The sequence below is a fragment of the Microvirga rosea genome, from assembly GCF_020595095.1.
In the GTDB taxonomy this organism is placed as follows: Bacteria; Pseudomonadota; Alphaproteobacteria; order Rhizobiales; family Beijerinckiaceae; genus Microvirga; species Microvirga rosea.
Genome location: NZ_JAJDOP010000002.1, coordinates 310,360 through 332,463, shown reverse-complemented (window position 1 = coordinate 332,463; position 22,104 = coordinate 310,360). Strand labels below are relative to the sequence as shown.

Annotated in this window: 25 protein-coding genes; 14 read left to right on the top strand and 11 right to left on the bottom strand. The window is 64.0% G+C overall.

The features are described 5' to 3' along the window. Nucleotides 1–19 precede the first annotated feature (19 nt). The gene (locus LJD17_RS05970) at nucleotides 20–595 is read left to right on the top strand and encodes a YdeI/OmpD-associated family protein (RefSeq protein WP_227383237.1); all 576 of its coding nucleotides are present in this window, start codon (nucleotides 20–22) and stop codon (nucleotides 593–595) included. 186 nt (nucleotides 596–781) lie between these two features. Here the strand turns inward: LJD17_RS05970 and LJD17_RS05965 are convergent, their stop codons facing one another. Then, nucleotides 782–1,804, bottom strand: coding sequence for a DUF2336 domain-containing protein (locus LJD17_RS05965; RefSeq protein ID WP_227383236.1), 1,023 nt, complete (start codon nucleotides 1,802–1,804; stop codon nucleotides 782–784). Nucleotides 1,805–2,057: 253 nt separating this feature from the next. Here LJD17_RS05965 and LJD17_RS05960 point away from each other — a divergent pair, with 253 nt between their 5' ends. Further along, on the top strand, nucleotides 2,058–2,258 hold the full coding sequence (locus LJD17_RS05960; protein ID WP_227383235.1) for a hypothetical protein: 201 nt from the start codon (nucleotides 2,058–2,060) through the stop codon (nucleotides 2,256–2,258). Nucleotides 2,259–2,299: 41 nt separating this feature from the next. On the opposite strand, the gene LJD17_RS05955 is transcribed toward LJD17_RS05960, so the two are convergent. The 4 genes from LJD17_RS05955 to LJD17_RS05940 form a co-directional block, all read right to left on the bottom strand. Further along, nucleotides 2,300–2,815, bottom strand: a complete 516-nt coding sequence (locus LJD17_RS05955) for a GNAT family N-acetyltransferase (RefSeq protein WP_227383234.1) — start codon at nucleotides 2,813–2,815, stop codon at nucleotides 2,300–2,302. Beyond that, nucleotides 2,815–3,390, bottom strand: a complete 576-nt coding sequence (locus LJD17_RS05950; RefSeq protein WP_227383233.1) for a DUF1254 domain-containing protein — start codon at nucleotides 3,388–3,390, stop codon at nucleotides 2,815–2,817. Before LJD17_RS05950 ends, LJD17_RS05955 begins: the two co-directional genes overlap by 1 nt. Next, complete coding sequence (locus LJD17_RS05945; RefSeq protein ID WP_227383232.1) at nucleotides 3,387–3,980, bottom strand: DUF1214 domain-containing protein; 594 nt, start codon at nucleotides 3,978–3,980, stop codon at nucleotides 3,387–3,389. Before LJD17_RS05945 ends, LJD17_RS05950 begins: the two co-directional genes overlap by 4 nt. Before the next feature lie 168 nt (nucleotides 3,981–4,148). Then, nucleotides 4,149–6,368, bottom strand: a complete 2,220-nt coding sequence (locus LJD17_RS05940) for a transglycosylase domain-containing protein (RefSeq protein ID WP_406600765.1) — start codon at nucleotides 6,366–6,368, stop codon at nucleotides 4,149–4,151. A gap of 215 nt (nucleotides 6,369–6,583) precedes the next feature. Between LJD17_RS05940 and LJD17_RS05935 the strand changes: the two genes are divergently transcribed. Beyond that, nucleotides 6,584–7,093, top strand: coding sequence for a YcgN family cysteine cluster protein (locus tag LJD17_RS05935; RefSeq protein WP_227383230.1), 510 nt, complete (start codon nucleotides 6,584–6,586; stop codon nucleotides 7,091–7,093). A 380-nt stretch (nucleotides 7,094–7,473) separates the two neighbouring features. Here the strand turns inward: LJD17_RS05935 and LJD17_RS05930 are convergent, their stop codons facing one another. The 5 genes from LJD17_RS05930 to LJD17_RS05910 form a co-directional block, all read right to left on the bottom strand. Then, nucleotides 7,474–8,568, bottom strand: a complete 1,095-nt coding sequence (locus tag LJD17_RS05930) for an AI-2E family transporter (protein ID WP_227383229.1) — start codon at nucleotides 8,566–8,568, stop codon at nucleotides 7,474–7,476. Nucleotides 8,569–8,999: 431 nt separating this feature from the next. Further along, a complete protein-coding gene (locus LJD17_RS05925; RefSeq protein ID WP_227383228.1) occupies nucleotides 9,000–9,602 on the bottom strand; it encodes a DUF2939 domain-containing protein in 603 nt (200 codons plus the stop codon). Between the two features lie 154 nt (nucleotides 9,603–9,756). Continuing rightward, nucleotides 9,757–10,845: a TRAP transporter substrate-binding protein gene (locus LJD17_RS05920; protein ID WP_227383227.1), complete on the bottom strand. Its 1,089-nt coding sequence runs from the start codon at nucleotides 10,843–10,845 to the stop codon at nucleotides 9,757–9,759. Nucleotides 10,846–11,014: 169 nt separating this feature from the next. Beyond that, a complete protein-coding gene (locus LJD17_RS05915; RefSeq protein WP_227383226.1) occupies nucleotides 11,015–12,484 on the bottom strand; it encodes a sensor histidine kinase in 1,470 nt (489 codons plus the stop codon). 111 nt (nucleotides 12,485–12,595) lie between these two features. Beyond that, nucleotides 12,596–12,745: a hypothetical protein gene (locus tag LJD17_RS05910; RefSeq protein ID WP_227383225.1), complete on the bottom strand. Its 150-nt coding sequence runs from the start codon at nucleotides 12,743–12,745 to the stop codon at nucleotides 12,596–12,598. A 158-nt stretch (nucleotides 12,746–12,903) separates the two neighbouring features. Between LJD17_RS05910 and LJD17_RS05905 the strand changes: the two genes are divergently transcribed. From LJD17_RS05905 to LJD17_RS05895, 3 genes are all read left to right on the top strand, one after another. Then, entirely contained in the window at nucleotides 12,904–13,932 is a 1,029-nt protein-coding gene (locus LJD17_RS05905; protein ID WP_227383224.1) for an endonuclease/exonuclease/phosphatase family protein, read from the top strand. 577 nt (nucleotides 13,933–14,509) lie between these two features. After that, entirely contained in the window at nucleotides 14,510–15,055 is a 546-nt protein-coding gene (locus tag LJD17_RS05900) for a hypothetical protein (protein ID WP_227383223.1), read from the top strand. Beyond that, nucleotides 15,000–16,316, top strand: coding sequence for a DNA-packaging protein (locus LJD17_RS05895; protein ID WP_227383222.1), 1,317 nt, complete (start codon nucleotides 15,000–15,002; stop codon nucleotides 16,314–16,316). The genes LJD17_RS05900 and LJD17_RS05895 overlap by 56 nt, the downstream gene beginning before the upstream one ends. A gap of 17 nt (nucleotides 16,317–16,333) precedes the next feature. Here LJD17_RS05895 and LJD17_RS05890 read toward each other — a convergent pair whose 3' ends face one another. After that, the gene (locus LJD17_RS05890) at nucleotides 16,334–16,723 is read right to left on the bottom strand and encodes a DoxX family protein (RefSeq protein ID WP_227383221.1); all 390 of its coding nucleotides are present in this window, start codon (nucleotides 16,721–16,723) and stop codon (nucleotides 16,334–16,336) included. Nucleotides 16,724–16,867: 144 nt separating this feature from the next. Here LJD17_RS05890 and LJD17_RS05885 point away from each other — a divergent pair, with 144 nt between their 5' ends. From LJD17_RS05885 to LJD17_RS05850, 8 genes are all read left to right on the top strand, one after another. Then, nucleotides 16,868–18,016, top strand: a complete 1,149-nt coding sequence (locus tag LJD17_RS05885; RefSeq protein ID WP_227383220.1) for a phage portal protein — start codon at nucleotides 16,868–16,870, stop codon at nucleotides 18,014–18,016. Between the two features lie 112 nt (nucleotides 18,017–18,128). Beyond that, entirely contained in the window at nucleotides 18,129–18,653 is a 525-nt protein-coding gene (locus tag LJD17_RS05880) for a hypothetical protein (protein WP_227383219.1), read from the top strand. Nucleotides 18,654–18,813: 160 nt separating this feature from the next. Beyond that, nucleotides 18,814–19,332, top strand: a complete 519-nt coding sequence (locus LJD17_RS05875; protein ID WP_227383218.1) for a DUF1697 domain-containing protein — start codon at nucleotides 18,814–18,816, stop codon at nucleotides 19,330–19,332. Nucleotides 19,333–19,578: 246 nt separating this feature from the next. After that, nucleotides 19,579–19,779 (top strand): hypothetical protein, encoded by a 201-nt coding sequence (locus LJD17_RS05870; protein WP_227383217.1) that lies wholly within the window; start codon nucleotides 19,579–19,581, stop codon nucleotides 19,777–19,779. Continuing rightward, complete coding sequence (locus LJD17_RS05865; protein WP_227383216.1) at nucleotides 19,776–19,940, top strand: hypothetical protein; 165 nt, start codon at nucleotides 19,776–19,778, stop codon at nucleotides 19,938–19,940. The genes LJD17_RS05870 and LJD17_RS05865 overlap by 4 nt, the downstream gene beginning before the upstream one ends. A gap of 29 nt (nucleotides 19,941–19,969) precedes the next feature. Continuing rightward, nucleotides 19,970–20,476: an HK97 family phage prohead protease gene (locus LJD17_RS05860; RefSeq protein ID WP_227383659.1), complete on the top strand. Its 507-nt coding sequence runs from the start codon at nucleotides 19,970–19,972 to the stop codon at nucleotides 20,474–20,476. A gap of 105 nt (nucleotides 20,477–20,581) precedes the next feature. Beyond that, entirely contained in the window at nucleotides 20,582–20,779 is a 198-nt protein-coding gene (locus LJD17_RS05855; RefSeq protein ID WP_227383215.1) for a hypothetical protein, read from the top strand. A gap of 82 nt (nucleotides 20,780–20,861) precedes the next feature. After that, the gene (locus LJD17_RS05850) at nucleotides 20,862–22,097 is read left to right on the top strand and encodes a phage major capsid protein (RefSeq protein ID WP_406600774.1); all 1,236 of its coding nucleotides are present in this window, start codon (nucleotides 20,862–20,864) and stop codon (nucleotides 22,095–22,097) included. Nucleotides 22,098–22,104: the final 7 nt, after the last annotated feature.

Sequence of the window (22,104 nt, the reverse complement as noted above, 5' to 3'; positions counted from 1 at the left end):
CGGCAGCCTAGCGTTTGGAATGGTTGGCACACGGCATACACCCCTGGCGTTTCAGAAGGCGGCGGAGCTCGGCGACTGGCTTGCGACCCATCATCAGTCTGCAACGGAACTCTGGGTCAGGATCTTCAAGTCGAGCGCGGGCAGGCCCTCTGTGACCTGGACCGATTGCGTGATCGAGGCGATCCGCTTCGGGTGGATCGACGGGCAGAAACAGCCGCTCGATGCGGAGTCGTTCCTACAGCGCCTGACGCCCAGGAAGCCGAAGTCCAACTGGTCCGCCAAGAACTGCGCTCATGCGACGACGCTGATCGCGGAAGGTCGGATGGCTCCGGCCGGATTGGCGCAGGTGGAGGCCGCGAAGGCCGACGGTCGGTGGGACAAGGCCTATGCCGGTTCGGCGACGATGACGATCCCGCAGGACTTCCTCGACGCCCTCGAAACAAGGCCGGAGGCGAAAGCGTTCTTCCTGACCCTCGATCGCAAGAACCTCTATCCGATCTATTATCGCCTTCACACGGCGAAGAAGCCCGAGACACGGGCCAAGCGGATGGCAATGATGCTGGCCCAGCTGGAGCGCGGCGAGCGGTTTTACTGACCAGTGCGATAGCTCAAGCCAGAACGCCACGACAGCGGCCAGCGCCGCGTCCGACAGCCACAATAGCGATCTCAAGACGCTGACTGGATTGGGACCCTGGCACGCAAGGTCCGCAGAATACGGGCTCCTCCCCACACTCGAGATCGTTCGGACTGCGCCGGTCTCATCCGTCGGGACGGAGTGTGTTCAGACAGGGAGTGGACGCGATGGTGTTCGCGAACGGTCCGGTGCGCCGAGAATCGTCCTTACCAGTTCGATGGCGACGGCGCGCGGCACGCTCCGCATCGTCCGCACGAGACTCTTGATCGTTGCGAGGGACGCCGACAGGGCAGGGTGGAGATGGAAGAGGATCGCGATCGCATCCCGCTCCGGCAAGCCGATCCCTTTAAGGGCAAGAGCGAGAAGATCGTACCGGCCGGCTGCGAGAAACCGCCACTCGGTCTCCGGCGCCAGCCGGAACGCGTAACGCAGCAGGGTCTCGAAATGAGGAATGTCGCCGGCGCGCGCCGCGGCCATCAGGGCCGCTGTTTCATAGTCCGTCAGTTCGAGCATCGGCGGGAGGATCGGCTCATCTGTGGCGAGGCGCTCGCGGATGGCCTTTCGCCGCTCCGGATCCGCCGCGAGATAGAGCGCCGCCTCGTCACCGGGACACAATGCGACGCGTGCAAGAAGAACAGCCGCAAGGGACGGCCGATGGCGCGCCCGTCGGATCAGTTCGCGCATCGCGGGACCTGTCGGCAGAATACAACGGTTTGCCGCGAGTGCATCCTCAACCGCATGTTCGTGCATCACAAGAAGGTGATCGACGGTCGTCGCGTTCAGGGCCGGATGGGATGCAAGGCGCAGACGCCCGTCGGCGGTTCCGAGAAGCCGCTTCACGAGAGCGGGCGAGAATTCCACCATGTGGTCGAGCACGATGCTCCGCGTCTCGGAGGAATGCCGCAGAAGGCGTTCCAGAACGGCGGGCGGCGTGTCTTCGCAAGGGGCAAGAATCCGCGCGAGTCTGACGAGAGTCGCATGATCCATGCGCGGGATGAATCCGAGCGCAAGAGACTCGAATGTCTCGACAATTTCGCGATCGCGCGTCGGCGCGGCGGCGAAGAGTTCCGCATTCAGAACGAGAAGAGCCGCGCGCGAATCCGTCGCTCCGACATCCGCCAATCCGAGACCCGACAGTCCGGGCCAAGGCTCCTGTGGAAGGGCAGTCATGAACGCAACTCTTCTGAAACACCAACAAGGAGTATCCTTACGGACGGGCCGTTAGCGCATTGTAAAATGTCGGTCGCAACGGGAGGTCATGTCTCTTTTTCGTAAGGAACCGATGCGCCGCGCCACATGTTGATTCAGCGTCAGGTAAAGCTTTCGCGTAAAGTTTGCTCGCCGGAAACGGTCTGTTAACCATAGAGTTATTTTGTGGGGGGAGCAGACAAAGCAGGCAGCGGAGCGAAATGGAGGATTCCACATGAGTGATATCTGGAGCAGATCGCCGGGGACGGTCGTTAGTTTTCCCAATCCCTCGTCCCGTCCACCACGTCCGAGTTTGTCGGCCACCGAGCCGCGGGGAGAGATCCTGCTCTTCACGGGTGTGCGCTACGAACGGCCCTCGCCAACCCCGGGTCCTTCCCGTCCCTTCGCATCCGACAGCACCCGCCGCCGCTCCTGACCTGCGATCGAGACGCGTCAGGCATCGGCCTGCGTGACGCCTCATGTGCCTGAGGGGGAAAGCTCCCGGCGCATCAGAAGAGAGTCGCTGCCGTACGATGAAAGTTTCCGACGCAAGGCCTGCGTCATCGCCTCCCGAAATCCGAGCCTTTCCCAGAACACCCGAGAACCGTTGACGGCAACGAGCGACAGATTGTCGAAGCCGCTGGTTCGCGCATGCTCCGCTATCTGGTTCACGATCCCTGCCGCGTGTCCCTTGCCCCGTGCGTCCGGCAGCAGCGCCACATCGTGCAGGTAATAGGTCGTCGCGTCCACAGGGATCGTCTGCAGCCGTGAATTCAGCGCCGGCGGGGCGCCGAAACGCCAGGGATGCGTCAGCGCATAGCCGATCAGCCGGCCGTGCTCTTCCAGCACACGGCATCCGTCCGGATAGAGCGCAAGGCGCTCCTCGAACACCGCCATGTCTTCCGGATGATCGACGTGAATGTGATCGGCGAGGGTTTTGACGGCCGGAAGGTCTTCCGTCGCCATCGCACGCCAGTCGGCAGGCCGCGCCATCAGCTCGCTTCGTCCTCGTCTTCGTCGACCGTGCAGGTGACGGCTTTGGCGGTCTCCTCCGCCCGGCCTCGCTGGCTCGCATGCGGAGCGGCGACGCGAACGACGATATATCCCTGTTCCTGCGGCGCGACGATGCGGACGTCCCGCGAGGGATCGTTCTCGTCTTCAGCCGCGCGGGCTTCGTCCAGCTGGCGCGGGGTCATGACCACGAGCTCGAGCTCGCCGCGGACCGCCGCCCGGTCCGTGACGGCGAAGAAGACGCCGCGGGTCTTGGTGTGAAACGAGAAGGAGAGGAAATCCTGGGCGGTCTTCGCGGTCACCCGGACCGGACCATCCGACAGGTCGAACGCGCAGGCCGCAACCGCCGTCGCCGGGTCGGCGAGCGGAACCCATGTCTTGCTGGCGCCGGGCGCGCTGATCACTTGGGCCTGATCTTCCGTCAGCGTTTCCTGGAGACGGCCGAAGGCGTCGTTCTGGGCAAAATAGGGCGCTGCCAGGACAACCGCGATATGAACCCCAGCGGCCAGAACCAGGCCGCATCCGGTGGCGAGCAGGAAGCGGTTCAGATTGCTCATGCGCCGCACTCCACGCGCTCGATCGTCGGCAGATCCTCCGCGTTCAGGTTGAGGCCCGCCGCGCCCGGAATATCGTAGAGGCGCAGGATCACCGTGAACGGTCCCGAGGCGGGCAGCGGAAGCCAATTGCCCGGGCTCAGGGTCCGCGACAGGACGACCGCGAAGGTGCTGTCGCCCCGGCGCACGATCTCCGAGGACGTGAAGCCGCTGCGGCCCAGCTCGGAGGGCGTAAGCTGGCCTGCCTCGTCGTAGACGGTCAGGGTCCACCAACGCGCTGCCGGAGTCGACGGGCCGATCCGGTAGGTGCAGGCGGAATCGAGTTTGCGGCCATCCTTGTCCTCAAGCGCCGTGAGGGCGAGGCCTTCGCCCGTCGCCAGCGGGATGTCGCCCCGCCGGGCGACGATGGCGCGCATATAGGGGTCCGCGTCCGCCGATCCGAGCTTCGGCCAGGTCTGCCAGGGGCCCAGATGGCGGCTGCCGAAGGGCGGATTGCCCTTGAGCACCGCGTAGGCCGAGCCGATGCCGAGGCCCAGGGCGAGAAGCAGGGCGTAGACGATGAGGAGTGCGGGCGAAACGGGTCTGGCTGTCACGGGCGGCCGTATGAGGAGGAAGGGAACATCGGAGCATGCATGATGAAGAACACATCCTCGATCTAGAGCGGCGCTTCCGGAAGGGGAGTCGATTTTTGCGGGCCGCTGCCCATTCCCATAGATCCGGTCCGCACCGGACGCCAGCGTATCGTAGGGGAACTCGCGGCTTTACGGCATGGCGAAACGCCGCGCGTTCGCCGTGGGCTTCTCGCCGCTATCCGAGGTTCGGGACGGATCCGGAGCCGCGGCCGCTGCGGGCCGGGCGGCGGATTGGAAGAGATGCCCGATCTGGCCGATCACCTCATAGGATTTCCTGGACAAGGTTCCGGCGAGATAAGCCTGCTGCATCGCCGACGCCTCGTCGCTCGCATTGCGGTTCGCCGCCGCGACCTTGGCGTTGCTCTCGCCCTCGAGGCCCGGGATCGGCCGGATCTCCAGGTTCTGGTGCGCGAAGCTCATGACCTGCTGCCACGTGGAGGCGGGCAGGGTGCCGCCCGTCATGTTGTTCATGGTGCTGTGGTCGTCATTGCCGAACCAGACGCTCCCGACCAGATTTCCGGTGAAGCCCACGAACCAGGCATCGCGATAGGCGTTCGTCGTGCCGGTCTTGCCGGCGGCCCGGATGCCCTCGAGGATCGCGCGCTTGCCGGTGCCTTCCTCCACGACCTTGTTCATCATGAAGTTCATGGCGTTCACGACCCGCGGTTCCAGAACCTGCGGCTGCGGCGCGTCGACGGAGCGGCGATAGATGATGTCGCCCTGCGAGTTGCGCACCTCCCAGGCCGCGTAAGGGGGAGCCTTGCGCCCGCCATTGGCGAAAACCGCATAGGAGGACGCCATGTCGATCACCGTCACCTCGGCGGCGCCGATGGGCAGGGAGCTCGAATCCGTCAGCGGATGGGTCAGGCCCATCTTGGTGGCGGTCTCGATGATCTTGGCGCGGCCCGCCTTCGCGTTGCCCTTGCCGATCTGCAGGGACATCCAGACGGGGATGGAGTTGATCGAACGGGCGAGGGCCGAGACCAGGGGCATGCTGCCGGAGAAGGAGCGTCCGTAATTCTGCGGGCACCAGTTGCCGAGACAGATCGGCTTGTCCACGACCGTCGAGGACGGGGTGAGCTTGGGGTCCGCCATGAGGGCGGTCGCGTAGACGAAGGGCTTGAACGACGAGCCGGGCTGGCGCAGGGCGTCGGTCGCCCGGTTGAACTGGCTCTGGCCGTAATCCCGCCCGCCGACCATGGCGCGCACGGCTCCGTCCACGTCCATGATGACGATGGCGCCCTGACCGGCATGGTATTCGCGCCCATGCTGGCGCAGGGCGTTCTCCAGCGTTTCCTCGGCATGGGCCTGCAGGGCGGTGTCGAGGGGCGTCTTGATCGTCAGGACGCGGTCGCTGCCGAACTTCTTCTCCGCGGCCAGCTGCTTCACCTGCTCGAACGCCCAGTCGAGATAGAAGTCGGGCGTCGTCTCGCGGCTGCGGTTGACCGGGGTCGCGGGATTGCGGAGCGCGGTCTGGATCTGGCCTTCCGTAAGGAAGCCCGCCTCGACCATGTTGTGCAGCACGTCATTGGCGCGGGAGCGGGCCGCCGGCAGGTTGATGTGCGGCGCGTATTTCGTCGGCGCCTTGAACAGGCCCGCGAGCATGGCGGCTTCCGCCAGGGTCACATCCTTGGCCGACTTGCCGAAATAATAGTCGGTCGCGGCCACGACGCCGTGGGCGCCGCCACCCATGTAGGCGCGGTCGAGATAGAGCTTGAGGATCTGGTCCTTGGTCAGGTGGAATTCGAGCCAGATGGCCAGGAAGGCTTCCTTGATCTTGCGCTCGAGCGACCGTTCGTTGGTGAGGAAGAGGTTCTTGGCGAGCTGCTGGGTGATCGAGGAGCCGCCCTGCACGACGCCGCCGCCCTGCGCGTTCACCACGAGGGCCCGGAAGGTGCCGATGGGGTCGATGCCCCAATGCTCGTAGAAGCGGCGGTCTTCCGTGGCGAGCGCCGCCTTCACGAGGTAATCGGGGAAATCCTCAAGCTTGTAGGAATCGTCGAGCCGGATGCCGCGCCGCCCGACTTCCTGGCCATAGCGATCGAGGAAGGTCACCGCGAGATCCTGGGTCTTGAGCCAGTCCTCCTCGGTCTCCCGGAACGCCGGCAAGGCCAGGGCCAGCATCACGATGCCACCGACCACGCTGAGGGTGACGGCCTCGCTCGTCAGATCGAGGATCGCCCGGGGTGCGCCACGAAACCGCAGGCACTTCGCCCAATCGGAATAGGTTTCCCAGCCATTGGCGAACTTTCGGCCTCCCTGGAACAGCGACGAGTTCAGCCAGGCATCGAATGCCAAGGCTGCACGCTTGATCCTTGTTCTGAAGGGCGTACGGGGCTGCGGGCGCACGGGGGAAGTCCTTAAGGGGCGGGGTGGTCGAGGGAAATGGGTTCGGGTAAGTCCTCAAGGCTCCGGACGGCGGGGAGACCGCCGGTGCTTTTATTAACAACTCGCGAAAAGGCTTGACGGTTCATATGGTTCTGTCGCTTCACGAGGGAAGGCCCAAAACCCGCAGATCCCCATCTCCTTTAAAGTGCCGTAAAGAAAGGATTGAGACCTTCCTTATGGATATCACAGCCCCCGCAACCTTAAAGCCTGAAGATATTCCGTTCTGGAAGGCAAAGCCCCTGGACGCCATGACGTCCGAGGAATGGGAAAGCCTGTGCGACGGCTGCGGACGCTGCTGCCTCGTCAAGCTGGAGGACGAGGATACGGGCGAGGTTCTCTACACCGATGTGGGCTGCACTCTCCTGAACGACCAGACCTGCCGTTGCCGGGATTACCCCAACCGGCAGGCCAAGGTGCCCGATTGCGTCCGCCTGACTCCCGAAGCCGTTCGGGAGCTCGCCTGGCTGCCGACCACCTGCGCCTACAGGCTGCTGGCGGAAGGGCATGATCTCTATTGGTGGCACCACCTTGTTTCCGGCGACCGGGAAACCGTCCATGCCGCCGGCATGTCGGTGCGCGACCGGGTGGCGGGCCCCGAGGAGGACTTCACGGTGCGGGAGCTTCTGGAGCGCCTCGTGGACTGGCCCGTCGGGGATGATACGGACGGGGACAGGCCGTTTCCCTGATCGGTTCCGGCCTGAATCCACTCATGCGGCAAAGTCTTGCCAAGCTTCCCATGCCCGTGAGGCAAGTCGAGGCCCGGGAACTTTCAAGTCGATGATTTCCGGGATTGACTTCCACGAGATCAGGGCAGACCTTATAAAGACTTCGCCTGATGGGAGGCTATGACAATGACTCCGCCGAAGCAGAATTCTCACGGATAATCCGTGCGCGATGCGGCCTGATGCCCGCCGCACGATGATCCGATACAGCCTGACAACTTATGTTCTACTGCCGGATACTTTCCGGAATCATCTTGGCGCATGGCCATGTCGCCACCCAAGGAGCCGCTCTCCCGCACGGAGGCGGCTCCTTTTGTTCGAGGCCAGGTTCCTGCAGGGCTCGATCAGAGGCTTTCTGCGGCGGGCGCGGGGGTTTTCTCTTTGCTCTTTGTTTCGCCGGGAACGGGCGTTGCCTCTCCGAGAACTTCGCGGACATAGAGTTTCTTGACCAGCACGTAGATGACGACCACCAGCGGGAAGCCCAGCATCAGCCCGACCGTGCCGAAGACGACACCGCCGATCACGATGCCGAACAGGGCGAGAGCCGGGGGGATGTCCACCATCTTCCGCTGCGCGATCGGCTGGATGAGGTTGCCCTCGATCTGCTGAATTACCAGCATGGCGATCACGGTCCAGACCACCGCCTCGCTGCCCAGGGTGAAGGAGATCAGGACCGCCGGGAGAGCGCCGAGAATCGGCCCCAGGAAGGGGATGAAATCCAAAACGCCCGCGATCAGCCCGAGGGCATAGGGCGATGGAAGGCCGATGATCCAGAAAGCCAGCGTCGACAGGATCCCGACGCCGATCATGGCGATGAACTGGCCCAGCAGCCAGAGCTTCAGGGCCTGGCCGCAGGCGACCAGGGCGTCTTCGATCCGCTCATGCTGGCCGACCGGAAACAGCTTGACGAAGCCCTTGTAGTACAGCCGCGGCGAGGCGGCGATATAAAGGCCCGAGATCACCACCAGCACGAAATCCGTCAATCCGCCGAGCACGATGCCGCCGATGCCGGCGATGCGTTGCGCGAAGCCGCTGCTCGGGATCTGGCTGATCAGGTCCGACAGGTTGTCCGAGATCTGCCCGATGCCGAGCTTTTGTCCGAACGCATCGAGGGCGAGCGGCAACTGCTCCGCGACGGCGCTGAACTGGTTGCGGATGTTGGAGCCGAACAGGAAGGCGAGGCCGACGAAGAACGCGAAGATCACAAGGGCCGCAAGTGCAAGGCTCCACCGCGTCGGCACGCGCAGGTACCGGGCCAGCACGTCGGCCACCGTATGGAGGATGATCGCCACGAGGATGGCCCCGAAGGCCAGAAGCAGGACATCCGACAGGACCCACAGGATCAGGACGACGATGACGATCCCGATCAGAATCAGGGTTTTCCGGACGAACTCCACATCGCTCATCCGCTCCCGCACCGGGAGATTCCGATCATCCATCGTGCTTGTCCCTCGCGCCAAGTCCACCCTGCTCAGACAATCAGATGCGGGATGGTCGGTTCCTCTGAACGTCGATCTTGACCGTTCGGATCGCGCCGGAAGATCCGGGGGCGGCGGCCATTCAGCTGCGACCGATGGCACGCAACAGGAACGGAAAGTTAACGAATGAGTTTCTCCAAGTATAGGAGGGACTGCAAATGTCGTCCGGTGTCATCTGTTTCTTGTTGGGTACCGTATTTCCACTTGCGACTGTGGGATGGCTGCTTCTGCAGAGCTGAAGATGCTTGCTCGAACACTTTGAGTGCCATGGTCTGTGTCGGCTTTGCCGATGCTGTTTATTGATCGACCGACAGGACAGGGCTGAAGGTCCGATCCTCGGACCCTCCCTGGAAACCTCTCTGGTTGAAAAACGCCTGGGTCGAAAACGTTCCTTAGCCCGATGGCGGCGGCATCCGCCTGATCAATTCCTCGCGAAGGGCTTTCGGCAAATCGATGCCCGTCAGACGCCACGTGGTTCCGCTGATGCGCCATGTGAGGCGGAATTGCTCATCCTTGGGCTTGTCCGTCGGGACAGGCATGACGATGCTGCGGAAGCCTTGGGATTCCGATGCGATGAAGAGATCCCAGGCCCGGCGAAGGGTCGTGCCATTCACATTCGCGAGATCGAACGCCTGAAGGTTGGGCGAAGTTGTGCCGGTTCCCTGGGTCGTGGTGCCCTTCTCGAGAAGCTCCATGATGGCCTGGGGAGTCACGAGCTTCTCGATAAAGGGATCGAACACGGCTGCGCCCGCATTGGCGGCGGCGTTCTTGTCGATGCCCGCGATCTCCTGTCCGTCCGAAGTCTTCAGATATTCCCCGAGAAGCTGGCGGGAGAATGAGACCCGCAGGGCATGGATGTTGATCCTCTCCTCGATGCGCGCGCTGTCCCGGGCCTGCACGGCCTTTGCCAGATCGTAGAGGGCGACAAAGGGCGAGACGAGGAAGATCAGCCACGCCAGGAAGAGCAGGAAGGTGACGCGAAACGTCCATACCATGGGCCGATGACCTCTTCCTTCTCGCATTCCGTCGGGAGTGACGGTTTGCCGTCATGTCTCACAGGACAAACTGGTCCCGAGAGATAAACAGGACAGGGCATGAAAAAAGGGCGGCCAAATGACCGCCCTGAAGTTCACGAAAGTGTGATGTGCGTTAACCGCGGGCGCGAGCCCGGATCATGAACGTGTCGTAGGAGTACTCGGCCACTTGGAACCAGAGGTATTCTTCGTTCCGGAAGCTGCGAATGCTCTCGTAGACTTTCTTGAAGTCCGGGTTCTTCGCCGAGACTTCGTCATAGACTTCGTTGGCGGCCTTGTAGGCGGCTTCGAGAATCTCCTGCGAGAACGGACGCAGCTGCGTTCCGGCGCCTAGCAGGCGGCGCAGGGCCGCCGGGTTGCGGGCGTCGTACTTGGCCAGCATGTCGTTGTTGGCGTAGCCGGCGGCGGCCGTCAGCATCGTCTGATAGGCCTTCGGCAGTTCCTTCCACTTGCCCTGGTTGATGAACAGGTGGATCGCCGGTCCGCCTTCCCAGAAGCCCGGGTAATAGTAGTAGGGCGCGACCTTCGAGAAGCCGAGCTTCTCGTCGTCGTAGGGCCCGACCCACTCGGCCGCGTCGATGGTGCCGCGCTCGAGGGCCGGATAGATGTCGCCGCCGGGGATCTGCTGCGGCACGACGCCGAGCTTTGCCAGCATCATGCCGGCGATGCCGGCGATGCGCATCTTCAGGCCCTGCAGATCCTGCGGTGTCTTGATTTCCTTGCGGAACCAGCCACCCATCTGCACGCCGGTGTTGCCGGCCGGCATGCCATACAGATTGTGCTTGGCGTAGAACTCGTTCAGCAGGTCGTTGCCGGTGCCGTGATAAAGCCAGGCGTTCATCTGGCGGGCGTTCAGGCCGAACGGCGCGGCGGTGCCGAGGGCGAAGGTCGGGTCCTTGCCGAAGTAGTAGTAGGAGCAGGTGTGGCCCATCTCGATGGTGCCGTTGCCCACCGCGTCCGCCACCTGCGGCGTGCCGACGATTTCACCGGCGGCGAAGGGCTGAATCTGGAATTTGCCGTCGGATGCTTCCGAGACGAATTTGGCGATCACCTCGGCCGCGCCGTAGATCGTGTCGAGGGACTTCGGAAATCCGGATTGCAGGCGCCACTTGATTTCGGGCATCGACTGGGCGATCGCCGGTGCGGCGACAGCCGTCGATGCGGCACCGATCGTTGCGGCCTGCAAGAACTGGCGACGTTTCATGGGTTCGTTTCTCCCTGGAATCGTGACTGTGTCACTTGGGCTGGTATTGACAACAAAAGTGGATCCGCCTGCAAGCCGATTCCAGCGCCTATCGACGAATGGTTGAGATGCCCGCCCGGCCGGCAGGCCCCTGAGCCGGCACATTTCCGCTACCTCAGGCAAGAAGTCCTCAGGAAAGCGGGACGTCGATGGCGCAGACGACGCCGGTGGGTTCGAAGGCGAGATGGACGCTGCCGTTCAGCTCCCGCGAAAGCCCGTCCTCGATTAGCCGGGAGCCGAAACCTTTCTGGGACGGCCGCGCAACAGCGGGTCCGCCCCGTTCTTCCCAGCGCATGCGAAGGCGCGGCACGTTCTCGTCTCCGCTGACCGACCAGGCGATGCTCACATGGCCCTCCGGTGCTTTGAGGGCCCCGTACTTCAGGGCATTGGTGCACAATTCGTGCAGGGCCATGGAGAGGCTGAGGGCGATGGCGGGCGACACGCGAAGGTCGGGGCCCGTGGTCGTGATGGCGTCCGATCCGCCGGACCGGTTCTGGTAGGGCGCAAAGGACTGGCGCACGATATCCGAGAGGCGCGCTCCCTCCCAATTCTCCCGGGTGAGAACGTCGTGCCCCCGCGCCAGGGCGAAGAGCCGGGCCTCGAAGGCATGGCGGGCGCGGGAGAACGCGTCGTCGGAATGGGAGCTGAATCGGGCGAAGCTCTGCACCGCCAACGACTGGACGGTCGCCAGCGTGTTCTTGACCCGGTGATTGAGCTCGTTGACGAGCAGCCGGAGGTGCTCCTCGGCCTTCTTGTGGTCGGTGATGTCGATCTGGATGCCGTCCCACACATAGGCGCCGTCGGGGAGTTGGCGGGGGGCATCCACGATCCGTTGCCAGCGGATTTCGCCGGTTTTCGCGTGGCGGATTTCGAACTCGGCATCGAAGGACGTGCGGTCGCGATGGGCTTCGAACAGCGTCATCGCCACATGCTCCCGGTGTTCCGGCAGGATGAGATCGAACAGGAAACGCGGATTTGCGATGACCTGCTTCGCCGGAATGCCGTTGAGCCGCTCGCAGCTCGCCGAGACATAGAGGAAGCGCCGGTCCTCGAAACCGACGCCGTCGTTCATTTGATAAACCATGCCGAGCGGAAGATTGTCGGCAAGGGCCGTCAGCTGCGCCTGGCTTTCCTGCAGGACTTCTTCGGCGCGGCGCTGAGCGTTCCATTCGCCGAAGCTCACCCCGACGCCGTCCTGGTACGGAAAGATCCTGAGGGTGATGGGCGCCGATCCACGCGAGGGATCGGCCTCGACGACGGCCGGCCGCCGCGTCGCAAGGACGTCGTCGCAAGCGGGGCGCAGCGATTTCATTGAGCCCGGAAACAGATCCCAGACGACCCGTCCGAGCAGGATGTCGCGCGGGAGTCCGTAATAGGTCTCCGCGGCGCGGTTCATGAAGGTGAAGCGCCCGTGACGGTCCAGGGCGCAGAACGGGCTGCCGATTTCGTCGAGCACGGCGAACTCCCTCGCGCGCTCCTGGTCAGCGACCTGCGGATGGAGAGAGCCCGGCACTCCCAGGCAGTTCACCACGTCCGGAATCGAACCGAGCAACGTGAACGGCTCAGCGGGGGAGACAAGGCGAGAGGGATCTGCGCTCATGTTTTGCATTTTATAACATTGCATTAACTTGGCAATTAAGACGGTTTTGGAAATTGGCTAGGGGGAGCTGGCGGATTCTTCGCCCGTGCCCCGTCATCGAATTTTTTAGAACTAGTTGAAGGCCTCGAAGGCGCAGACCACGGCAAAAAGGGCGACCACAGCCGCGAGTTCCGCAGCACCGCGAAGGATGACGCCAATATCGCCCGACAGATATGTGATTGCGCTGAGCACAAGCGCAACAAAGCCAGCCCAAGTAAGCATGGGCTTTCTCCCCGACAATCCTATTGGTCCCGCCTATAAACCCCACATACCAAAAGAAGTTCCTAACGTCGAAAAACTTTCTTGTCGTGCTTAACGCCCCTGTGGACAGCGCGTGCCCTATCTGGGCGAAGTGATCGCACCACGGAGAATGTCAAACCATGCGCGAGCCGATCGATGCCATCGTGAGCGACCTGCCGGTGCCGGAGCCCGATCTTCTGGCGCGGGCGCGCCGGGAAACCGCTTTCCCGGAGCGGCATGACGAGTTCATGCGCCAGATCGAGGCCTTGCATCGGGTGGAACAACGACCGACCGAGACCGCGCTCCCGTGGCCCGGACATTTGCGCGTTGCGGCGTTCAATACCGAGCGCCTTGCCCATCCCGATGCCGCGCGTGCCTTGCTCGACGCCTCGGGTGCTCATGTGGCTCTCCTCAGCGAGGTTGACGACGGCATGGCGCGGTCAGGCAACGGTCGGCCTTTGCGCGAGATGATCGGAGCCGCCGGCGACGGCTATGTCTATGGTGTCGAATTCGTCGAACTCGACCTCGGCAACGCTCACGAAATGCAGGAGCATGCGGGCGCGCGCAATGCACGCGGGTTCCATGGCAATGCGATCGTCAGCAAGCTCGCGCTCGAGGCTGCGCATGTGATCCCGCTCGATGATGGCGGCTTCTGGTTCTCCGGCCATGAGGGCACGGAGCGCCGCGTCGGCGGGCGGATCGCCGTCGCGGCGCGCATCGCGGATGCTCCCCATCCCCTCTGGGTCGCCGCAGTCCATCTCGAAAGCAAGAGCGATGCGGACGATCGGCACAGGCAGATCCGCAGGCTGCTTCAGGCCATCGAGCGCCTCGGCCCCGATGATGCCTGGGTGATCGGCGGCGATCTCAACACGAAGACCATGCCCGACGGCAAAGGGGAGCGCGAGGGACTGCTCGCTTCGCCGGAGCGCCACGAGCCCCTGTTCGGGAGCCTGAAGGAAGCGGGCTTTACCTGGGCGGGTGCCAACCTCGCGGAACCGACCCAGCGCACCGGGCCACAGAACAAGCCGCAGCCGCCGTTCAGGAAGCTCGACTGGCTTGCCTTCCGTGGGCTGCGGGCATCGAACCCCGCGGTTCTGCCGGCCCTCGACCGGGACGAGCGCCCGATCTCCGACCATGAACTGGTCGCGGCTGATTTCTCCTTTCCCTGAGCGCGGGAGCACCATTCTGTCGTCCCGAAGCAACTGGTATGTAATTTTGTTTGACTTATTGTATTCAACAGGCTATATAAGGATGTATCGTCGACAATTGTGGTCATGATCAAATAATCGTTCATCTTTTATTTGCGTTGTGTTCTCGCTTTGATCGAAACATCACGAAATTTTATCCGAGCCATAATCCGATAACGGCACAAACGGCGAACGCTTTCTCCGCCAGGCTTTGGTTCTTCATGGACGAAACGCTGTTTGGTTGCGAATCCTCAAGGGGCGAGTCGCTCGCTTCGATGCGATTTCGTGGATCTGCATGGAAGTCATGCGAACCGGATGCGCGAGACCGGGAAGGGGCAGGTCCCGAACGGCCGGGAAAGCAAGCGTTTTGCGCCCGAGGAAGGCAGCGCCGCCGGCAAAGAAGGGGGTATCCTCCTGAATCAGGCTTGACAGCGAACCGCTCTTAGAGTACAAAACAAGAACACTGACAAAGTGTGAGTGACTTGAAGCCCCCCGTCGCTCACGTCGGTTCATCACCGCTCCGGCCTCGTGCCTGAGCGGTTTTTTTATTGGTTCATTCATGTCTGCCAGAGTTGAGATTTCCGCCGCCATGCGGCAGCGGGCTTATGATTTTTATTGCCGTCACCAGAAGATGACGGTCGCATCCATTGCGGCTTTTCTGAACATCAGCCCACCGACCTTCCGCCGCTTGCGGACGGAGTGGTCGTGGCCGCCACGCGCGGAGGCGCTGGCGTTGGCCGCGCAGGAGGAGCCAGCAGAATCGCCTGCCTCATCGGCCGGGGAAGAAGTGCAAGGGACCTTGAAGGACGCGGCCTTGGCGCTCATGAGCGTCACGCGGTCCCGCATCGATGCGCTGGTTGTGGAGCAGCGTTCGAAGAAACCGCTCGATCACGACAAGGCGGCCCGAACGCTGGCCGCCTATGCCAGGACGCTGACGACCGCGCAGGCGCTTCTGGAACAGGAAAGCAACACGCGCGATGACACCGGACATTCAGAAACGGCCCCGAGCCGCACCATCGAGGAACTGCGAGACGAGCTTGCTGGCCACCTTGAGCGCATTGTGGCGGAGGAGGAGGCTCGCGGAAGCGACGGACTCCTGGTCTGAGGGCGACTTTGCCCGCGCCCTTCGCCATTGGCCTCTCCGATGTCACGAGACGCAGCGGCCGCCGGATGTGTGCCGCACCCGCGATCCATGGACGACCTGGCTGATGCTCGGCGGGCGCGGCGCGGGAAAGACCCGCACCGGCGCCGAGTGGATCCGGGGGATTGCGCTGGGCGAGCCGGATTTTTCGGCGGCGCCCCTCGGACGCATCGCCCTGATCGGCGAAACATTCGCGGACGCGCGCAACGTGATGGTCGAGGGACCGGCGGGGATTCTGGCCGTTCATGCGCGCTCCGAGCGCCCGGCCTGGTCACCCTCGCTGCGCCGTCTCGAATGGCCCAACGGCGCGGTCGCGCAGGTATTCTCGGCCGAGGATCCGGATTCGCTGCGCGGTCCGCAATTCGAGGCCGCATGGGCCGACGAGCTGGCGAAGTGGCGCCACGCGGACGATACGTGGGACATGCTGCAATTCGGGTTGCGGCTGGGCGCGCGGCCCCGTCAGGTGGTGACCACGACGCCACGGCCGATCCCGTTGCTCAAGCGCCTCCTGGCGGATCCGCTCGTGGCGGTGTCCCGGGCGCGGACGGTCGACAACGCGGCCCATCTGGCGCCCGTTTTCCTCGACCAGGTGGTCGGGCGTTATGCGGGCACGCGGCTCGGGCGTCAGGAACTCGACGGCGAGATCATCGAGGACAGGCCCGATGCTCTTTGGAACCGGGACACCCTCGAGATGTGCCGCGTGGCGCATGCGCCGCCGCTGGCGCGGATCGTGGTGGCGGTGGATCCGCCCGCATCGTCGTCCCGGCGCGCCGATGCGTGCGGCATCGTTGCGGCGGGCGTCGCGGAGAGCGGCGTGGCCTATGTGCTGGCGGATGACAGCGCATCCGGCCTGACGCCGCCCCAATGGGGCGCGCGGGCCGTCGCTCTTTATCGCCGCCTGCAGGCGGACGCGCTGGTCGTCGAAACCAATCAGGGCGGCGAGATGGCCTTGCAGGTCATCCGCGAGATCGACGCTGGCGTGCCGGTGAAAAGCGTGCGCGCCACACGCGGGAAATACCTGCGGGCGGAGCCCGTGTCGGTGCTTTATGCGCAGGACCGGGTGCGCCACGCGGGCGCTTTTCCCGATCTCGAGGACGAGCTGTGCGATTTCGGTCCGGGCGGCCTCGGCTCAGGCCGTTCCCCGGACCGCATGGACGCGCTCGTATGGGCGCTGACGGAGCTGATGCTGCGCGAGGCCGCGCAGCCGCGCATTCGCGTTCTCTAGCGGCGTCGTTTCAAGCGCTACACCCGGTCCGCCGACAGGCGTCCCGCGCCGGAAGCCACGAGGATGAGAAAAGCGCCCGCCAGGGCGATGTTCTTCATGGCCTGGATCTGGTTGTTCGCCCGTGCCTCGTCCGCCATGTTCCAGAAATCGTGGAAGAACGGGATCGTCACGAGCGCGAAGAGCGCCAGGGCCAGTGCGGCCCAGCGGGTCTTGAAGCCGACGACGACCGCAAGGCCGAGCGCGACTTCGACCACCGCCGCCACCGGCGCCAGGAGCCATGCCGCCGGCAAGCCCTTCGACGCAATGTATCCGGCCGTGGCACCCAGCGCATAGAACTTGGTGATGCCTGAAATCACGAATATCGCCGCAAGAAGAATGCGGCCGATCAACAGAAGCATATCGCGCATGACACTTGGACTTTCTCTGAAACTTCTTGACGACTTCGACGGCCCGATCCGGGCCTGATGCCCAGGTGACTCTTTGAATGTGCAGCGTCAATCGACGCTTAGCAAATTATTCTTTGCCCGATTGCAAACGGGCCGGAGCTTTTCATGTTGACGATGTTGACCCGCTGGTTTCGGGGCCCGCCCGATGCCAAAGCCTCGCGCGCCCCGTCCTCGATGGCGTTTTATGTGTCCGGACAGGCGCTGTGGACCCCGCGGGACTACGCCGCCCTGGCCCGCGAGGGATTTCAGAAGAACGCCATCGTCCACCGCTCGGTCCGGCTGGTGTCCGAGGCGGCCGCCTCCCTGCCGCTCGTTCTGAAGGCCGAGGGGAGGGAGGTGACGGACCATCCTCTGCTCACGCTGCTCGCCCGCCCCAACGGGCGCGAAGGGGGGCAGCGCTTTCTCGAGGGTGTGTTTGGTCATCTTCTCGTTTCGGGAAACGCCTATGTGGAGGCCGTGGGCGATGCCGCGCCGCAGGAGCTTTACGCCCTCCGGCCGGACCGCATGCGCGTGGTTGCCGGCGCCGACGGATGGCCGGTCGCCTACGATTACGCGGTGGGCGCGCGCACGATCCGCTTCGCGCAGGGCTCGGATCCGGTGTCGCCGGTTCTTCACCTCACCCTGTTCCACCCGGCCGACGATCATTATGGCCTGTCGCCGATGGAGGCCGCCGCCACGGCGCTCGACATACACAATGCGGCGGGAGCCTGGAACAAGGCGCTCCTCGACAACGCCGCGCGGCCCTCCGGCGCGCTCGTCGTCGGCAATGCGATGCTGAACGACGCGCAGTTCGGCCGCCTCAAGGAGGAGCTGGAAGCGAACTACCAGGGGGCGGGCAATGCGGGCCGTCCCCTGCTGCTGGAAGGCGGCCTCGACTGGAAGCCCCTGTCGTTGTCGCCGAAGGATATGGATTTCGTCGAAGCGAAGGCCGCGGCGGCGCGCGAGATCGCGCTCGCTTTCGGCGTGCCGCCCCTGCTGCTCGGCCTGCCGGGCGACAACACGCACGCCAATTACGCGGAAGCCAACCGCGCCTTCTATCGCCAGACGGTGATCCCGCTGGCGAAACGCACCGCGCAGGCCATCGCCCAATGGCTTGCGCCGGCTTTCGGCGAAACGCTCCATCTCGAACCCGATCTCGACGCCATCGAAGCCCTGGCCAGTGAGCGCGAAAGCCTCTGGCGCCGCATCTCCGCGGCCGACTTCCTGCGCGAGGACGAGAAGCGGGAGGCGGTGGGGTATGGGCGCAGCCGTTGATCGACCGACGCGGTGCTCATCAGCCGCGTCGGTCGATTCATCTGTCTTTCAATCCGCATCGCCTTTGCAAGGTGCGCCCTTGCACGATGCGACTTCCCCAGAAAGGACGATCATGACCACCCTCTACAAAGTCGACGGGACCGGTGCAGGCGGCATTTACTTCAACAAGCCCGACGGCACCCTTGGAGCCACGACCGTCTCCAGCATTCAGCTGTCAGGCGTGACGGCAGGCGAAAAGATCATCGTCAATGGCGCGACGACCGTCAGCTGCCTGGCGAATTCTTCGGTCCCGTATTACGGCTTTCACTTCAACAGCTTCTCAGCGTCGCAGTTGCTCCTGACCCGCACCCCCCAAGGGCATTGGTTCGACTGGGCCAATTCCGTGCCGATCAGCCCTCAAAGCGGCTGGGATCTGCATGACGGCTCGCAGACGAACTATGGCGTAATGGACCCGTATCTCAACCACGATCAGACGGCGATGCATGAATTCACCAGCACGCAGCAGGGTGATTGGTACCTGAACTTCGTCGTCTGGGCATCGTCCGCAAACGCCACCGGGGATTCCGTGGCGAAGAACGAATATCTTTGGATCGTTCCGCAGCAGACGTCGCTCCAAGCCATGCGCTTTCCGAACTGAGGCGGCAGTGCATCGTCGAGCGCCTTCAACAACGATAGCATCGTTGCGATGAAGATATGATCAGGAATGCCGGGTGCCATATGGTATCCGGCGACGGGTCTTGACTGGCGATCCCGGGAATGGCTCCCGGGATCGTGCGCTAACATCGAGAGGAAATCACATGCCCGCTTTTGTCGCTCTCCTGCGCGCGGTCAATGTGGGCGGGACCGGAAAGCTGCCCATGAGCGACCTCAAAACCATGTGCGAGACGGCCGGTTTCGCGAGCGTGCGGACCTATATCGCTAGCGGCAATGTGGTGTTTACGAGCAATCAGACGGAAGCGCAGGTTCGGTCGATCCTCGAAAGCGCTTTGGAAGCCTATGGGGGAAAGCGGATCGGCGTGGCGGTGCGCACGGCCGCCGGAATGCGCGCCGTACTCGCTGGCAATCCGTTCCCGGATGCCGCGCCCAACCGGACGGTGGCAATCTTCCTGAACGACCCGCCAACCTCATCGGCGATCGAGGAAATGACCGGATGGAACGGCGAGGATGCCCGTCTTGGAGAGCGCGAGATCTATGTCCATTACGGAGACGGAATGGCGAAATCCACCTTGAAGATTCCGGCCGCCCGGGAGGTAACGGCACGCAACATGAGCACGATCGGCGAGCTGAGCGAACTGGCGAGCGCGCTTGAACCCTGACGGCGGCTGTTCGAACATCGTCCACGCGCTGCGCGGCACCGATGACGCGCGGCCGCGAACAGGCAGACAACCACCTTCCTGCGCGAGCATGAAGGGAGCGTTCGCCCTTTACGGCCGCCCGTTGCTTCGGCCCGAGATCATCCTTGCGCATGGCCCTCGTGTCTCCGGGCCTGCGGAGGATCGTGCTTCACATTGCGCACAAAAGCCCGTTTCTGACCGCGGCCATTTTTGTGTCAGGAACAAAACATGAACACAATCGACAAGGTCACCGAGGCGATCATCGGCCGCGGCGACCTCGCCCATCTCGCCCTGTTCGTCTGGGCGAGCGGGGCCTCCACCCTGCTTGCCATGACTCTCCGCGATCTGTTCGCGGCCAACCGACGGTTCGACGAGTTCGTGCGCGAGCTGTCCCTCTTCAACCGCCGTCACTCGGGAGATCTTTCATGATCCGCTCCACCGCGCGTTCCGCGCACCAGAAGAAGGTTGCGCGCCAGCCCCAAGGGCGCGCCGCGGCGCTCGTGTTCCGCGATTTCGTGCGTCAGCTCGAACGGCTCGATGCCAAGTCTTTGAAGCTCGCGCCCAAGTCTCTCCGCCAGGGAGCGCGCTGATGCGCTGCGGCATGCCCATCACACAGGAAATGAAACTGTTGTCCGAGCCTCTGCACAGCATTGATCGGGAAGGTGTCTTCGAGGGATACGCCAGCCTCTTCGGCATCGCGGATCTCGGCAAGGACGTGGTCATGCCGGGCGCTTTCGCCGACAGCCTCAAGAAGCGCGGCGTGAACGACATCCGCCTGCTCTGGCAGCACGATCCATCCGAGCCGATCGGGCGCTGGCTGTCCATCGCCGAGGATCGGCGCGGTCTCAAGGTGTGCGGCAAGCTCAATCTCGCGGTCGAGCGGGCGAGGGAAATTCATGCCCTGCTCAGCGAAGGGGCCGTGGACGGTCTGTCCATCGGCTTTCGCGTCGAGCGCGCCCGCGCCGAACGGCCGACCGGCCTTCGCCGCCTGGAGAAGCTGGATCTGTGGGAGATCTCGGTCGTCACCTTCCCGATGCTGCCGGGAGCGCGGGTGGATCGGGTCAAGCAAGCAAGGGAGGATCTCGCGGACCGCATCCGCAGCACCGCATCTCGATTATTTTCCTGAACCGCAACCGGAGCACGGCGTTACACATGAGCCCGCGGAAGAGCGGAGGCTGCGGGTCGCCCTTCACCGGGAAGGTCCTGCATCCGCTCCATCGGGAGGTTTGTCATGAAGATGCTTGCTTTTGCGGCCTTTGTCGCTCTCGCGGTCGCCGGTTGCAATACCACGGAACAACGGGTCGGCGGCGCGGCGGTCGGCGCCGGTGTCGGGGCTGTCGCCGGTCCTGTGGGGGCGGTCGCGGGCGGGGCGGTCGGCGCCGCCACGGCTCCGACGGTAACCCGGCAGGTCCGCCGCGCGACCCGTTGAGTCGACGGCCCTCGCTTTCCATCAAGCCCGCCCCTCGAGGCGGGCTTTTTCTTTGTCCTTCATTTCAGTGATTTTTTTGATGATGACGTTGACCCAAACCAAATCCATGTCCGATGACGTGTCCTCCGCTTTCGAGGATTTCGCCCGGGCTTTCGAGGCCTTCAAGGAAACGAACGACACCCGCCTCGGCCAGATCGAGACGCGGCTGACGAGCGACGTGGTCACCGACGAGAAGCTCCTGCGCATCGACCAAGCCCTCGACGACACGAAACGGCGGATCGACCGGCTCTCCCTCGACCGTGCCCGCGCGCCGCTCGGCGGCCATGCGGACCATCGGCCGGACCCGGTTCTGTCGGAGCATAAGCAGGCGTTCCACTCCTACATGCGCACCGGCGAGGCCTCGGGTCTCAAGCGGCTGGAGGAGAAGGCCCTGTCGGTCAGCAGCGGCCCCGATGGCGGCTATCTCGTGCCCGATACGGTCGAGCGCGAGGTCCTGCGCCGCCTGGCGAGCGTGTCGCCGATCCGGGCGATCTCGTCCGTCAAGGTGATTTCGGGCGGGCAGTACAAGCGCGCCTTTTCGGCGACGGGTCCGGCATCCGGCTGGGTCGGCGAAACCGCCCCCAGGCCGCAGACCGCCGCGCCGACCCTCTCCGAGATGAGCTTTCCGGCCATGGAGCTTTACGCCATGCCGGCGGCGACGCAGACGCTCCTCGACGACGCGGTCGTCGATATCGACAGCTGGATCGCCGAGGAGGTCGAGGCCGCCTTCGCCGAGCAGGAAGGCGCGGCCTTCGTCCATGGTGACGGCGTGAACAAGCCGAAGGGCTTCCTCGCGTCGGAGACCGTCGAGGACGAGATCTGGGAATGGGGCCGCCTCGGCACCGTTCACACCGGCGGGCCCGATTTTCCCGCCGCGAACCCGTCCGATGTTCTGGTGAATCTGATCTACGCCCTGAAGGCCGGCTACCGCCAGAATGCGTCCTTCGTCATGAACCGGAAGACGCAAAGCGCGATCCGCCGCTTCAAGGACGACAACGGCCAGTATCTCTGGGCCCCGCCCGCGAGCCTTGGACAGGCCGCGACCCTGATGGGCTTCCCGGTGGTCGAGGCGGAGGACATGCCGGATATCGCCGCGAACGCCTGCGCGGTGGCGTTCGGCGACTTCAAGCGCGGGTATCTCGTGGTCGACCGGGCGGGCGTCCGCGTTCTGCGCGATCCCTATTCGGCCAAGCCCTACGTGCTGTTCTACACCACGAAGCGGGTGGGCGGCGGCGTGCAGGATTACGCCGCGATCAAGCTCCTGAAATTCGCGGCCTGAGGCCTGC

What these genes read in the sequence shown, in the direction of transcription:
- LJD17_RS05870 (WP_227383217.1), top strand. Translation starts at nt 19,579, where the DNA reads ATGAACACAATCGACAAGGTCACCGAGGCGATCATCGGCCGCGGCGAC.
- LJD17_RS05925 (WP_227383228.1), bottom strand. Translation starts at nt 9,602, where the DNA reads ATGGTATGGACGTTTCGCGTCACCTTCCTGCTCTTCCTGGCGTGGCTG.
- LJD17_RS05935 (WP_227383230.1), top strand. Translation starts at nt 6,584, where the DNA reads ATGGATATCACAGCCCCCGCAACCTTAAAGCCTGAAGATATTCCGTTC.
- LJD17_RS05905 (WP_227383224.1), top strand. Translation starts at nt 12,904, where the DNA reads ATGCGCGAGCCGATCGATGCCATCGTGAGCGACCTGCCGGTGCCGGAG.
- LJD17_RS05915 (WP_227383226.1), bottom strand. Translation starts at nt 12,484, where the DNA reads ATGAGCGCAGATCCCTCTCGCCTTGTCTCCCCCGCTGAGCCGTTCACG.
- LJD17_RS05955 (WP_227383234.1), bottom strand. Translation starts at nt 2,815, where the DNA reads ATGGCGCGGCCTGCCGACTGGCGTGCGATGGCGACGGAAGACCTTCCG.
- LJD17_RS05900 (WP_227383223.1), top strand. Translation starts at nt 14,510, where the DNA reads ATGTCTGCCAGAGTTGAGATTTCCGCCGCCATGCGGCAGCGGGCTTAT.
- LJD17_RS05885 (WP_227383220.1), top strand. Translation starts at nt 16,868, where the DNA reads ATGTTGACGATGTTGACCCGCTGGTTTCGGGGCCCGCCCGATGCCAAA.
- LJD17_RS05890 (WP_227383221.1), bottom strand. Translation starts at nt 16,723, where the DNA reads ATGCGCGATATGCTTCTGTTGATCGGCCGCATTCTTCTTGCGGCGATA.
- LJD17_RS05850 (WP_406600774.1), top strand. Translation starts at nt 20,862, where the DNA reads ATGACGTTGACCCAAACCAAATCCATGTCCGATGACGTGTCCTCCGCT.
- LJD17_RS05960 (WP_227383235.1), top strand. Translation starts at nt 2,058, where the DNA reads ATGAGTGATATCTGGAGCAGATCGCCGGGGACGGTCGTTAGTTTTCCC.
- LJD17_RS05910 (WP_227383225.1), bottom strand. Translation starts at nt 12,745, where the DNA reads ATGCTTACTTGGGCTGGCTTTGTTGCGCTTGTGCTCAGCGCAATCACA.
- LJD17_RS05860 (WP_227383659.1), top strand. Translation starts at nt 19,970, where the DNA reads ATGAAACTGTTGTCCGAGCCTCTGCACAGCATTGATCGGGAAGGTGTC.
- LJD17_RS05865 (WP_227383216.1), top strand. Translation starts at nt 19,776, where the DNA reads ATGATCCGCTCCACCGCGCGTTCCGCGCACCAGAAGAAGGTTGCGCGC.
- LJD17_RS05920 (WP_227383227.1), bottom strand. Translation starts at nt 10,845, where the DNA reads ATGAAACGTCGCCAGTTCTTGCAGGCCGCAACGATCGGTGCCGCATCG.
- LJD17_RS05880 (WP_227383219.1), top strand. Translation starts at nt 18,129, where the DNA reads ATGACCACCCTCTACAAAGTCGACGGGACCGGTGCAGGCGGCATTTAC.
- LJD17_RS05855 (WP_227383215.1), top strand. Translation starts at nt 20,582, where the DNA reads ATGAAGATGCTTGCTTTTGCGGCCTTTGTCGCTCTCGCGGTCGCCGGT.
- LJD17_RS05970 (WP_227383237.1), top strand. Translation starts at nt 20, where the DNA reads ATGGTTGGCACACGGCATACACCCCTGGCGTTTCAGAAGGCGGCGGAG.
- LJD17_RS05950 (WP_227383233.1), bottom strand. Translation starts at nt 3,390, where the DNA reads ATGAGCAATCTGAACCGCTTCCTGCTCGCCACCGGATGCGGCCTGGTT.
- LJD17_RS05875 (WP_227383218.1), top strand. Translation starts at nt 18,814, where the DNA reads ATGCCCGCTTTTGTCGCTCTCCTGCGCGCGGTCAATGTGGGCGGGACC.
- LJD17_RS05965 (WP_227383236.1), bottom strand. Translation starts at nt 1,804, where the DNA reads ATGACTGCCCTTCCACAGGAGCCTTGGCCCGGACTGTCGGGTCTCGGA.
- LJD17_RS05930 (WP_227383229.1), bottom strand. Translation starts at nt 8,568, where the DNA reads ATGGATGATCGGAATCTCCCGGTGCGGGAGCGGATGAGCGATGTGGAG.